The organism is Pseudomonas sp. ASL9, assembly GCF_056680335.1.
The window spans coordinates 3,714,352-3,726,509 of sequence record NZ_CM155277.1 but is presented as its reverse complement, the minus strand read 5'-3'; the positions used below and the strand labels follow the sequence as shown (position 1 = coordinate 3,726,509).

At 59.1% G+C, this 12,158-nt stretch carries 13 protein-coding genes and 1 pseudogene; 8 read left to right on the top strand and 6 right to left on the bottom strand.

The window, feature by feature from the left end:
* Positions 1–32 precede the first annotated feature (32 nt).
* Positions 33–488, top strand: a complete 456-nt coding sequence (locus AC1ME2_RS17240; protein ID WP_480442181.1) for an Lrp/AsnC family transcriptional regulator — start codon at positions 33–35, stop codon at positions 486–488.
* A 10-nt stretch (positions 489–498) separates the two neighbouring features.
* Here AC1ME2_RS17240 and AC1ME2_RS17235 read toward each other — a convergent pair whose 3' ends face one another.
* The 3 genes from AC1ME2_RS17235 to AC1ME2_RS17225 all read right to left on the bottom strand — a co-directional run bounded on the left by AC1ME2_RS17235 (position 499) and on the right by AC1ME2_RS17225 (position 2,732).
* Complete coding sequence (locus tag AC1ME2_RS17235) at positions 499–1,110, bottom strand: 3'-5' exonuclease (protein WP_480435489.1); 612 nt, start codon at positions 1,108–1,110, stop codon at positions 499–501.
* Positions 1,111–1,165: 55 nt separating this feature from the next.
* Complete coding sequence (locus tag AC1ME2_RS17230) at positions 1,166–1,645, bottom strand: NYN domain-containing protein (RefSeq protein WP_480435488.1); 480 nt, start codon at positions 1,643–1,645, stop codon at positions 1,166–1,168.
* 244 nt (positions 1,646–1,889) lie between these two features.
* Positions 1,890–2,732 carry a DUF2076 domain-containing protein gene (locus AC1ME2_RS17225; protein ID WP_480435486.1) on the bottom strand — a complete coding sequence of 281 codons (843 nt, stop codon included), beginning with the start codon at positions 2,730–2,732 and terminating at the stop codon, positions 1,890–1,892.
* 209 nt (positions 2,733–2,941) lie between these two features.
* On the opposite strand from AC1ME2_RS17225, the gene AC1ME2_RS17220 reads away from it, so the two are divergent.
* Both AC1ME2_RS17220 and AC1ME2_RS17215 read left to right on the top strand, forming a co-directional pair.
* The gene (locus AC1ME2_RS17220) at positions 2,942–3,604 is read left to right on the top strand and encodes a YciC family protein (RefSeq protein WP_480435484.1); all 663 of its coding nucleotides are present in this window, start codon (positions 2,942–2,944) and stop codon (positions 3,602–3,604) included.
* Between the two features lie 111 nt (positions 3,605–3,715).
* Entirely contained in the window at positions 3,716–4,798 is a 1,083-nt protein-coding gene (locus AC1ME2_RS17215; protein ID WP_480435482.1) for an endonuclease/exonuclease/phosphatase family protein, read from the top strand.
* 88 nt (positions 4,799–4,886) lie between these two features.
* On the opposite strand, the gene hrpB is transcribed toward AC1ME2_RS17215, so the two are convergent.
* Positions 4,887–7,430 carry an ATP-dependent helicase HrpB gene (gene hrpB, locus AC1ME2_RS17210; RefSeq protein ID WP_480435481.1) on the bottom strand — a complete coding sequence of 848 codons (2,544 nt, stop codon included), beginning with the start codon at positions 7,428–7,430 and terminating at the stop codon, positions 4,887–4,889.
* Positions 7,431–7,552: 122 nt separating this feature from the next.
* Here hrpB and AC1ME2_RS17205 point away from each other — a divergent pair, with 122 nt between their 5' ends.
* Together AC1ME2_RS17205 and AC1ME2_RS17200 are read left to right on the top strand one after the other, a co-directional pair.
* Positions 7,553–7,972 (top strand): polyribonucleotide nucleotidyltransferase, encoded by a 420-nt coding sequence (locus tag AC1ME2_RS17205; RefSeq protein ID WP_480435480.1) that lies wholly within the window; start codon positions 7,553–7,555, stop codon positions 7,970–7,972.
* A 14-nt stretch (positions 7,973–7,986) separates the two neighbouring features.
* Positions 7,987–8,880 (top strand): cation diffusion facilitator family transporter, encoded by an 894-nt coding sequence (locus AC1ME2_RS17200; RefSeq protein WP_480435479.1) that lies wholly within the window; start codon positions 7,987–7,989, stop codon positions 8,878–8,880.
* On the opposite strand, the gene AC1ME2_RS17195 is transcribed toward AC1ME2_RS17200, so the two are convergent.
* Entirely contained in the window at positions 8,873–9,784 is a 912-nt protein-coding gene (locus tag AC1ME2_RS17195; RefSeq protein ID WP_480435478.1) for a DUF6515 family protein, read from the bottom strand. The two genes, AC1ME2_RS17200 and AC1ME2_RS17195, sit on opposite strands and share 8 nt — an antisense overlap.
* Between AC1ME2_RS17195 and AC1ME2_RS17190 the strand changes: the two are divergent.
* From AC1ME2_RS17190 to AC1ME2_RS17180, 3 genes and pseudogenes are all read left to right on the top strand, one after another.
* Positions 9,689–10,204, top strand: a pseudogene (locus tag AC1ME2_RS17190) (hypothetical protein); the annotation flags it as partial. The gene AC1ME2_RS17195 and the pseudogene AC1ME2_RS17190 overlap by 96 nt on opposite strands.
* Before the next feature lie 393 nt (positions 10,205–10,597).
* Positions 10,598–11,077, top strand: coding sequence for an Lrp/AsnC family transcriptional regulator (locus tag AC1ME2_RS17185; RefSeq protein ID WP_480435477.1), 480 nt, complete (start codon positions 10,598–10,600; stop codon positions 11,075–11,077).
* A gap of 74 nt (positions 11,078–11,151) precedes the next feature.
* Entirely contained in the window at positions 11,152–11,352 is a 201-nt protein-coding gene (locus AC1ME2_RS17180; protein ID WP_480442179.1) for a DUF2788 domain-containing protein, read from the top strand.
* A 105-nt stretch (positions 11,353–11,457) separates the two neighbouring features.
* On the opposite strand, the gene AC1ME2_RS17175 is transcribed toward AC1ME2_RS17180, so the two are convergent.
* Positions 11,458–12,024 carry an rRNA large subunit pseudouridine synthase E gene (locus AC1ME2_RS17175; RefSeq protein WP_480442178.1) on the bottom strand — a complete coding sequence of 189 codons (567 nt, stop codon included), beginning with the start codon at positions 12,022–12,024 and terminating at the stop codon, positions 11,458–11,460.
* Positions 12,025–12,158 lie beyond the last annotated feature (134 nt).

The window sequence follows — 12,158 nt, the reverse complement described above, 5'->3', positions numbered from 1 at the left end:
TTTCGAAAGTCGGCAGAAGGTGTGTGATGAACCTGGATAAATACGATCGAATATTGCTCGATGCGCTGCTGGAAAACGGTCGCGCTTCTTTTGCGCAATTGGCGCGCCTGGTCAACCTGTCGGCACCCGCAGTGGCCGAACGCGTGGCCAAACTGGAAGCCAGCGGCGTGATTACCGGCTACGAGGCAAAGGTGGACATGGCCAAGGTCGGCCTGCCGATTCAATGCGTGATCGAGTTGCGCCTGGCCAGCCACGGTAATCAGCAGACCTACGATGAATTGGTGCGAATTCCCGAACTGACCCAATGCCATCGGGTCACGGGCGACCCGTGCGTGATCATGCAGGCGGCTGTGGGCTCAATGCCGGAACTGGAGAACTTGATCAACCGGGTCGCGCAGTTCGGTTTCAGCAAAACGTCAATCGTACTGTCGACAGCCGTCGAGCGGCGCATGCCGCTGGGTCATCTGATCGGTCAAGGGAAATCCTAAAAGGCGACGCTTAAAAACCGCGCTGGCGCTTCAGCGCTTCGCTGATTTTCGCGGCGGGGACTTTTTGCAAGGTGCACAGAAATTGATGGGACACCCCGGCGATGCCATGGGTCTGGCGCAGCTCATTGGCCAGATGCACCGTCAGGTTGGCCGCCATTTCCGCATCGGCCATGGCCCTGTGCGCCTTGCCGGTGTTCGGCAGCCCGGCCCAGGTGGTCAGGGTGCCCAGTTTGTGATTCGGTGCGCCCGGCATCAACCGACGCGCCAACAGCATCGAACAGGCGAAGCTTTGCTGGCGGCTGCGTTGAATCCGCGACAGTTCGTAGTCCCAGAACTTCTGGTCGAAGGAGGCGTTGTGCGCCACCAATGGCGTGGTGCCGACAAAATCCGCCACTTCATTCATGACCTGGGTCGCCGACGGTGCCGTGCGTAGCATGCTGTTGCTGATGCCGGTCAGCCCTTCGATAAACGCAGGGATACGCACCCCGGCATTCATCAGGCTTTGGTAACGGTCGACAATGCGCCCCTGCTCCATGATCACCACGGCAATCTCGGTGGCCCGGCAGCTATTGTTGGGGGAAATGCCCGTGGTTTCAAAGTCGATGACTGCAATACGTTCCAAACGTGACCCAACCCGTGAAAAATGTCGAAAACAAAAAAAACAGCGCTTCAACCACTCAGCTTTTCAACAGCAGTGCGCCTTCGATCGGCACATAACGGCTGGCGGCGCGAATCAGTGAGTTGGCGGTCAACCCCGGCACGCCATACGCGATGGCCTCAACGCCATGTTTGCTGATGATACGCTCGAGCAGCAGATCGAAGTCGCCATCACCGGAAGCCAGCACCACCTCATCGACGTGCGGCGCGACGTCCATGATATCGATGGTGATACCCACATCCCAATCGCCCTTGGCCGAGCCATCACTGCGCTGGATATAAGGTTTGAGTTTCACGGTAAAACCGAGGTTGCGCAGAATCTGCTGGAACTGCTGTTGTTTGCTGTCACCACGATCGATGGCGTAGGCATACGCCTCGACAATCTGCCCGCGCTGGCTGATATCAGCCCACAGCGCGGCGTAATTGAAGTGGCAACCATAAGCCTGGCGCACGGTGTAATAGAGGTTCTGTACATCGGCGAACACAGCGATTTTTTTCACCGGATATCCTCATCGCGCAGGCGTGCGCAAGCTGGCAGCAGCGATCCAAACATTGAATCGGCACTCAGTATGCCAGCTTGGAAGACGGGATAAAGCCTTGCTGAAAATACTTACTCCAACAGAGACCGTATCGTACACAAATCCGCTGTAGGCGCTGCCGAAGGCTGCGATCTCTCCGGCCCTATCGCAGCCTTCGGCAGCTCCTACAAGTGATCAGCGTTTTTAAGCGTCCTGCGGCGACGAATCAGACGAAGGAATCGTCATCGTCGGAAAACGAGCCGCCATCATCGTTGTCATAGTCGGAATCAGCATCATTGTTGCCAAAGGAGTCGTTGCTGGTCACACGCTGGTTGTCGCTGCCCCAGTCGTTATTGTTGCTGTTGTCGCTGACTTGGCGTGGTTCTTCCTTGATCACCTCCACCACTTCCTGCGGTTGCTGCTGGTTGTGATGGAACATGCTGCTGATGCCTTCTGCCAGCATCACACCACCGGCGACGCCCGCTGCAGTCTTCAACGCACCACCGAGAAACCCACTGCCTATAGGGCCGGCAGGCGCTTGCGGCTGGAACTGGCCTTGAGGCGGCTGCGCGTAGTTTCCTTGGGCGGGGGGATAGTTGCCTTGCGCGGGGGGGTTGTAAGGCGGCGGGCTTGCTGAAGGTCCCGGTTCGCGCCAGCCACCGGAAGAAGGCGGTGCCGCTGCCGGACGAGGCTGCGAGAACGATTGTGGCTGAGCTTGAGGCTGAGAATCGCGCGAGCCACCGAAAATGCTCGACAGGAAGCTGCCGCCGCTTTGCGCAGGAGCCGGCGCTTGGGCCTGCGCTTGTTGCAGCTGGGCCTGGGTCTGTTGCAGCTGGGCTTGCAACTGTGCAACTTGCTCGGCGAGCTGCTTGCCTTGTGCATCGAGCTGCTTGATCGCTGCTTCTTGCACCAGAATCGTCTGCGTCATGTAGTACGGCACAGCCGGCTGCTGGATCAGATGCTCCTTGATCCGTGCTTCAGCCAAAGTGTCTCTGGGGGCTGAGTCCGTTTCGGCTTGTCTCAGTTTAGAGAACAGGCCATCGATCAGGGTTTGTTCTTCGCTGTTCATGGCGACCTCGTTAGATTGCCGTTAAAAAACATCACCCGGCGAAATTGACCGGGCGTAATCAAGGTAATGGGGTTGATCCGCTCCGTTTCAATAGAGGTTTCAAAATGTTGCCTCAGTGGTGGATAAGTCTTCGGGTAACGTGCACGGTTGGCCCGTCATCGGCCATACGCTAAAGTGTCGCACTGCTTTTTGCCTTGCGACCCCGATCGATGAATCCGCTAACCGTACTCCAAGACTCGCTGTATTTTTTCCGCAATAACCTGGCCAGTATCATGATGCTGTGCCTGCCGCTGGTCGTGGTCGAGGCCTTGAGCAAGCAAATGCTCAGCAATGCGCTGGCCGCCGACGCCTCGCCGGCTTATGAATTGCTCGTCGGGCTGTTGTTCTACCCGCTGTATACCGGCGCACTGATTCTGTTCCTGGACGCCCGCACCCGCAGCGAACAACCGCGTAAACGTGACTTGATCGCCATGGCGCTGCGGCTGTGGCCAACCTTTGCCGTGCTCTCGGCCTTGAGCACGCTGTTGATCATGTTCGGCCTGTCGATGTTCATCGTTCCCGGCATCTGGGTGATGGTCAAACTGGTGTTCTCCGAGTACCTGCTGGTCCTGCGCGGGATGACACCCCTGGCGGCCATGCGCGAAAGTATCAAAATGACCCAAGGCCATTTCCTGCGCATCCTGGCCTGCGTGTTGTGCGTCTACTTCCCGCTGTCGGTGCTTGAAGGGGCCAGCCTGTTCATCCTGCCGGAACCGCTGAGCATGCCGCTTTCCTTGACGATCGACAGCATCAGCAGCTTTTTGCAGCTGTTTACCAGCGTGGTGATGTTTCGCTTGTTTATGCTGATAGAGGACGCCCCGGAAACAACCTGACCCGCCCAGAACCTTTCAGGGCCACTGCCCCTTTGGCCCCCCCTCGGTTATGCTCAGGCTCATCTTGCACGCGATTCAGTCCTTGAACGCTCTGCGTTCTAAGTCGAGCCGATGACCCGTTTATTGCGCTACACCTTGATTGGCCTCGTGGCGATTGGCCTGATGTGCCTGCTGATCTACAACCTGACCTGGCATCCCGCCGCGCGCGAGTTACTGCCGGTCAGTTGTAAAGGCGCGGCACCGGTGTTGGTGCCCGGTCAAGCGCTGAAAGTCATGACCTGGAATATCCAATACCTGGCTGGCAAACGTTATGTGTTCTGGTACGACATGACCGACGGCAGCGGCCCGGACGAACGCCCCACGCCGGAAGACATCGCCTTCAACCTCGATGAAGTGGTCCGGGTGATCCGCGATGAACAACCGGATGTCGTCCTGCTGCAAGAAGTAAATGACGGCGCCAAGAACACCGATTACGACAACCAACTGGCCTTGCTGCAGGAGCGTGTCACCGACCTGTACCCCTGCAGCACGCAAGCGTTTTACTGGAAGGCCGACTTCGTTCCGAACCCGCATATCTTCGGCAGCGTGGGGATGAAACTGGCCACCCTGAGTCGCTACGAAATCGAACACGCTGAACGCATCCAGTTGCCGCCCCCCTCGACCAACCTGATTTATCGCCAGTTTCAGCCCAAACGCGCCCTGCTCGTGAGCTACCTGCCCCTGCGCGATGGCGGTCAACTGGCAGTGATCAATACACATCTGGATGCCTTCGCCCAGAACGACGACGCCTTGCAGCGTCAAGTGCAGGCAACCGCCAAGCTGCTGGATAATTTCGAGAGTCGCGGCACACCGTGGTTGATCGGCGGAGACTTCAATCTATTGCCGCTGGGCCAATATCAACGGCTGGCCCCGGATCTGCGCAGCGGGTACGCACCCGACAGTGAGTTGCATGTGCTGTGGGATAAATACCCGATGATCCCAAGCAATGCCGAAGCCGGCGGTGAGGATCGCGGGCAGTGGCTGACCCACTTCCCCAATGACCCCCACGTCGACGGCCCGGACCGAACACTCGATTACTTCTTCTACAGCCCGCGACTCAAACGCATCGATGCCAACGTGCGCGAAGAAGATACCCTGCTGATCTCCAATCACTTTCCGGTGATAGCGCGGTTCTTGTTGCCGGTACTGCCTTAAGACTGCATCGCCCTCTTCGCGGATAAATCCGCTCCCACAGTGGATTTGTGAGATTTATCCGCGAAGAACTCACCTCGGTTTTTCTGGCTCACTTACGGGGCTTTATCCGCGCGGTCGCTTCGGCCACCAATGGGTCATCTGGCCAATAATGCTTGGGATAACGGCCCTTCAGATCCTTTTTCACTTCGGCATAGGTGCTACGCCAGAAGTTGGCCAGGTCCTGAGTCACCTGGACCGGGCGGCGGGCGGGTGACAGCAGGTGCAGTTTGATAATTTGTCGGCCACCGGCAATTCGCGGCGTTTCGGCCAGGCCGAACAGCTCCTGCAAGCGCACTGCCAGAATCGGCGGATGCTCGCTGTAGTCCAGGCGCACTGAAGAACCTGATGGCACGCTCAGGTGATGCGGCGCCAACTCATCGAGACGCTGCGGTAACGGCCACGGCAAGACGTTGTGCAGGATCGATGGCAGGTCCAGGTTGGCGAAATGGCTAAGGCGCGACACCTTGCCCAGATACGGCTGCAACCAGTTCTCCAGACTCGCGAGCAACGCCGCATCACGCACATCGGGCCACTCGCTGTCGGCCTGTTTGTCCAGATCAAGCTGACGCAGCAGCGTAACTCGCGCCTGCCATTGGCGCAGCTCGGGGGTCCACGGCAACAGCTCCAACCCTTTGCGCCGGATCAGCGCCAATAACGCCTGGCTGCGGGCGGATTCGTCCAGACCGGTCAGTGGCTCGCGGCTGAGGATCAGCTCGCCCACCTTGCGCTGGCGCTCGGCACGGAAGACACCTTCACGCTCATCCCACTCCAGATGATCGAGCGCAATCACTTGTTCTGCGAGCACGGAATCGAAGAGCGCCGGATCGAACTCCGCCGCCAGATAAATACGTTCTTCACGCTGACCCTGGCGGCTTCCGAGGTCGGCGACCACCAGCCAGGGTTGCTTCATCAACGCATCGGCTTCAGCGAACAACGCTGCACGACCATTGGCCAGGCGATATTCAGCGCCACCGGCACGCCGCTGCTGTGCCACGCGATCCGGATAAGCCAGCGCCAGCAAGGCGCCCAGCCAGCGTGGATGATCGGGATCACTGACGGGTGCACTCACCGCACCGCGCCCCTGCCGCTGCAAAAGACTTCGGTACTGCCGGGCCAATTGTTTCGCCCGTTGCACGCCGCCTTGAGCGCCACGGGCCGCGCGCTCGGTGCCGGCCAGCAAGGTCAGGCGGCTGTGCACGTCTGCCCCGCCGCCACGCAAAATGTCGCGCTCGCCGAGCAAGGCCGCGACATCACAGGCGAGTTCGCCCAGACCCAGCGCCTGACCACGCAACAGCAAATGCGCGATGCGTGGATGCGCAGGCAGTTCAGCCATGGCCTGGCCATGCCCGGTGAGTTTCCTGTCTTCGCCGGGCTTCTGGCTCAACGCGCCCAATCGACCGAGCAAGTCTTGAGCCTGCGCATAGGCTGCGGCTGGTGGCAGGTCAAGCCACACCAATTGCGCGGGCGTAACCCCCCATCGCGCCAGTTGCAGAGCGAGGCCAGCCAGATCCGCCTGAAGAATTTCTGCCGTGCCATAGGCGGCCAATTGATCGTGCTGGGCTTCTGACCACAGTCGATAACACACGCCAGGCTCCAGCCGTCCCGCCCGACCGGCGCGCTGGATAGCACTGGCGCGGGAGATGCGCTGGGTGTCGAGTCGCGTCATGCCGCTGCCGGGATCGAAACGCGGCACCCGCGCCAATCCGGCATCGATCACCACCCGCACGCCGTCAATGGTCAGGCTGGTCTCAGCAATATTGGTAGCCAACACCACTTTACGCGTGCCACTCGGCGCTGGCTCGATGGCCGCGCGCTGGGCATTCAAATCCAGTTCGCCATGCAACGGGCACAATAAAATGTCGCGGCGCTCGCCCAGGGCTTCGGCCAATTGTTGATTGACCCGACGAATCTCGGCCTGCCCCGGGAGGAACACCAGCACGCTGCCCGACTCATCACTCAGCGCGTCGAGTACGGTCTGCACCACACGTGGCTCGATGAATTCACCAGACTGGAATGCCCGCCCCCAGCGCATCGCCACCGGGAACATACGCCCGTCACTGCGCACCACCGGCGCGTCGTCGAGCAGACTGGAGAGGCGCTCACCTTCCAGCGTGGCCGACATCAGCAGAATTTTCAGCGGTTGCTCGTCCCGAAACAGCGCTCGGCCATTCAGGCTTAGCGCCAGCGCCAGGTCGGCATCCAGGCTGCGTTCGTGGAACTCATCGAAGATCAGCAGACCAACGCCTTCCAGCGCCGGATCGTCCTGCAAGCGCCGGGTGAGGATGCCTTCCGTGACCACTTCGATTCGGGTAGTGGGACCGACTTTGCTTTCCAGTCGGATCCGGTAGCCTACCGTTTCACCGACTTTTTCGCCTAGCTCCCAAGCCAGCCGCTCAGCCGCTGCCCGCGCTGCCAGCCGTCGCGGCTCAAGCATCAGAATGGTCTGCCCGGCCAGCCACGATTCCTGCAACAAAGCCAACGGCACGCGCGTGGTTTTACCTGCGCCCGGTGGCGCTTCGAGCACCGCTTCGTGGCGCGCCGCCAAAGCATCGCGCAAGGCAGGCAGGACAGTATCGATTGGAAGAGAAATCATGGCAGCTCCAGAGCAAGCGCCCGATTATACGGGGGTAGCGTCATCGCACGAAGGGCGACTGCAATAGTCTTAGCTATGAGGCATTTGCCTTGTATAGTTACCCCATCATTCAGGAGATCTTTATGCGCATTCCTTCCCGCGTCATCGGTGGTGTTCTGGTCGCAGCCTTACTGACCCAAATGACCGCCTGCGGCAGTATTTTCTTCCCCGATCGCCGTGGACAAATCGATGGCAAGGTCGACCCTGTGGTGATAGGCCTTGATGCCATCGGCCTGCTGTTTTACATCATTCCCGGTTTGATCGCCTTTGGCGTCGACTTCGCAACAGGGGCTATTTATCTGCCTGGCGGCAGCACCGCGCAGGTCAACCCGGTAAAACTGCAACCGGCGATCAAGGCTGACGGCAGCATCGATAACAGCAAGCTGCAAGCAATACTCGAAAGCGAGTTGGGCCGCAGTCTGCCACTCAATGACCCACGCCTGATCCAGCACCGTGGCAGCGTGCAGCAATTGGCGATGTACGGCCTGCAACCGTCCGCCTGATCCAGGGAAGAACCATGACCAGCAACCTCGAACACGCCCGTCTGTTGCGTCTGGCGACCCGCGCGTCACTGGCCGTCGCAAGCATCCTGATCGTCGCCAAAGGCATCGCCTGGTGGCTGAGCGGCTCGGTCAGCCTGCTGGCCGGGTTGACCGACTCGGCGCTCGATGGCGTGACGTCGCTCCTCAATTTGCTGGCCGTGCATTACTCGTTGCGTCCGGCCGATGATGATCACCGTTACGGCCACGGCAAGGCAGAAGCGCTGTCAGGCATTGCTCAGTCGCTGTTCATCGCCACCAGTGCAGTGCTGATCGCCTATCAGGCAGTCGAACGGATCCTGCACCCTACACCCCTGGGGGCACCGGGTTTGGGGATTGCGGTGATGGTGTTGTCGATAGTGCTGACGGTGGCGCTGCTAATGCTGCAACACAAGGTCATCCGCGAAACCGGCTCGACCGCCATCCGCGCTGACTCGCTGCACTACCGCTCCGATCTGCTGCTCAACGCCAGTATCATGGTGGCGCTGATCCTCGCCCTGTTCGGCTGGCAGCAACTGGATGCGTATTTTGGTCTGGCAATCGCCGTGTATATTTTGTGGAGCGCAATCCAGATCGCCCGCGAAACCGTGTCGGTATTAATGGATGAAGAGTTACCGGTGGATGTCAGCCAGCGCATGCTGGAAATAGCGTGCAGCGTGCCTGGCGTAGTGGGGGCCCATGATCTGCGCACCCGGATATCCGGCGATCACTGGTTCGTTCAGTTGCACCTGGAGCTACCAGGGCATTTAACCCTGTCAGTCGCCCATGTCCTGTGTGACCAAGTCGCCGATGCCATCCAACAGGTATTCCCGAAAGCCGAAGTGCTGGTGCACGCCGACCCTCAGGAAGTGCTCGAACCCGTCGTCAGTTGACGCTGTAGCCACGCCCTGCGAGGCAAGCGCCCATCGAACGCCGGTAAATGTCCGCGACCGAGGGCGGTGGCGCGTAGGCCGCAGCTGCCGGATCAAAGCCGCTTTGGCTCACCGCCCACATATGGCAGTCGTACATATCCTGCTGTTGCTGCTCGGGACCTTGCCCGTTGACCGGGTAAGCCACGGGGTCATAACCGTTGCCTGGCGCCTGCTCCGGCGGCGGACCAGGGGTATAGACCGGCTCAACCCCCTGAGGCGGGGCCGCAACAACGTAATCCTGGGTGTCAGGTTGATACAGGTAGTACGTGCCTGCCGCGACGAAGAACAGTGTGCTGCCCAGCCATACTTCTTGCGAAAACGACGGCAAGCTGCGTACGCGAATCCCGCGCGGTGGCTCCACAATTATGTAGCGCGCGCCTTGGGGGCGATACCAGTAACCACTGGAATAAAAATAGTCCTGTCCGCGCCAGCCAATACGCGAATGGACCCCGGGCATGCGGTCGATCACATAACCAGGACGGCGTTGCGGGCCGGAGCCCCAACCGTTGCCATGCCCGTCGGGCCGGCCTTGCCAATGGTCATTGCCAGGGCGACCATCGCCACCACCGGGTCGTGGCGAATTGCCGCCCTGCCAGTGTTGATTCTGGCCTGCATTAACCTGACGCGGTTGCTGGGTTTGCCGCACCTCATCAGGACGACCCTGGATGGGTAGACGCGCGGGTTCCACGGCCCGCTGTTGTTGCTGATGCTGTTGTTGCACCTGCTGCTGACGTTGCTGGTCTTGCTGCTGACGCTGTTGTTGCTGCACCTGCTGCTGACGCTGCTGGTCTTGCTGCTGACGCTGTTGTTGCTGCACCTGCTGCTGACGTTGCTGATCTTGCTGCTGACGCTGTTGTTGCTGCACCTGCTGCTGACGTTGCTGATCTTGCTGCTGACGCTGTTGTTGCTGCACCTGCTGCTGACGCTGCTGATCTTGCTGCTGATGCTGTTGTTGCTGCACCTGCTGCTGACGTTGCTGGTCTTGCTGCTGATGCTGTTGTTGCTGCACCTGCTGCTGACGTTGCTGGTCTTGCTGCTGATGCTGTTGTTGCTGCACCTGCTGCTGACGTTGCTGATCTTGCTGCTGATGCTGTTCTTGACCACCTTGCGGACGGCCTTGCCCAGGCGGACGGGGGTGATTCTCACCGTTCTGCCCATCATTTCGTTCGTCCGCCAACACCTGAGTGCTGACACTCAAACACAGCAAACTTACACCTGCCAAACGCCAGATGCGCGATTTCATGCTTTCCTCACTGTGGTGCAAATGCCCATTGATAAGACTGCTTTTTGGATGCGCCATGATCAGCACTTTAACAGTCCATTTGACACTTGGTCGGGGCTTTTGGTTGAAGCGCACAATAAAAAAAGGGGAGCCTGTGATGGCCCCCCTTTTGGGAATTTCGTCCGTGCTCAACGCTTTTGACGTTGGCTCACCGCACGCCGTCTTCTGGACAGTGTGTAGCCCGGGGGCCTGCCCAACCCTGTGGGGTTGGCGGCCGCAGCTGACCTGATTCGGCGAGCTGCGCTGGACGCTATGTCCGGGCAGTGATTCTGGTGTTAAGAATAGGCCTGAGGCACCAGCAGGGGATTGCGAATATTGCTCAATAAAACATGACTTGCGCAATTTTTAACGCAAGATAGATAATTCAGCGCAATAGATATCAGAAAGGGGCACTTGGTGAGCAAACTCGACAGATATGACCTGAACATTTTGGCTGAACTGCAACGTGACGCACGCATCTCCAATCAGGAATTGGCCGAGCGCATCGGATTGTCGCCTTCACCGTGCTCAAGACGGGTCAAACAGCTGGAGGACGACGGTTATATCTCTCGTCAGGTCGCGCTACTGGACCGAAAAAAGCTGGGCCTGAGCCTGACCGCCTACGTATTGATCGGCATGGATCGACACACGCCTGAGCGTTTCGAGCATTTCGAACAGCAGATCCGCACCTTGCCCCAAGTGCTCGAATGCAGCCTGGTGACCGGGATGGACGCCGACTATCAGCTAAAAGTCGTAGTGCCAGACATGGACCATTATCAGAAACTGCTGCTGGGCCATTTGACCCGCATCGAAGGCGTCACCAGCGTGCGCTCGAGCTTTGTGCTCAATCAGGTGCTGGCCAGTACCGAACTACCGTTGACGCACCTGCGCGGTTAAGCCTCACGCGGGGTCATGGACTTTGCCGTATAATCGCCGCCCCATTACCATCTGATCGGAGATTAATGATGGATATCGATCCTGCGGTTTTTGAAGAGTGGATGATGACGATCCTCGTCACTATCCTGGTTGCTTTCATGGGTTTTATCGTTTGGGATCTGGCGAAGAAGTCCAAGGCAGGCAAATTCGGCACCATGATTCTGTTCTTCGTCCTGGGGCTGGGCATCTTCGCCTTTGTGGTCAAAAGCGTTGTGATTGCGTTTCTTGAAGCCTGATCGGGCAGGAAACTGCCCCATTCGCTCCCATCAAGCAACAGATAGTCATTTGAAATAGAACAGTATTTGTAGGAGCGTGGGGGACGGGGCGATACCTCCCACCAATCAGAGTGACGCGGGCACTTCCCGCCACTGCCCCTGATCCAGCCCTTCGATAGTCCAGTCGCCAATGCGTACGCGCACCAGGCGCAGGGTCGGTAAACCGACTGCAGCGGTCATGCGCCGAACCTGACGATTGCGGCCTTCCTTGATCACCAGCTCCAGCCAACTGGTCGGTATGCTCTGGCGAAAGCGCACCGGCGGATTGCGCGGCCATAGTTCAGGCTCGTCCAACTGACGCGCTTGCGCAGGCAAGGTCGGGCCATCGTTCAATTCGACGCCCTCACGCAGACGTTGCAACTGCTCAGCCGTCGGCACGCCTTCGACCTGGACCCAGTAAGTCTTGGCCAACTTGTGTTTGGGGTCGGCAATTCGCGCCTGTAGCTGGCCGTCGTTGGTCAGCAGCAACAACCCTTCACTGTCACGGTCCAGTCGCCCGGCCGGGTAGACGCCAGGGATCGCGATGAAATCCTTGAGCGTCGCCCGCCCTTCGCCATCGCTGAATTGCGTCAGGACATCAAACGGTTTGTTGAACAGAATCAGCTTGGGTTCGGCGGGCGGGGCTTTGGCCACGCGCCGGGTATTGCCTGAGCTGTTGGCGGCAGGACGGCGCGACACGGGACGTTGGGTGCGAGGCATGACGATTCAATATTCGAAAACAGAAAGGGCCACTTTAGTGGCCCTTTGCGTAAATGACTAACCCAACC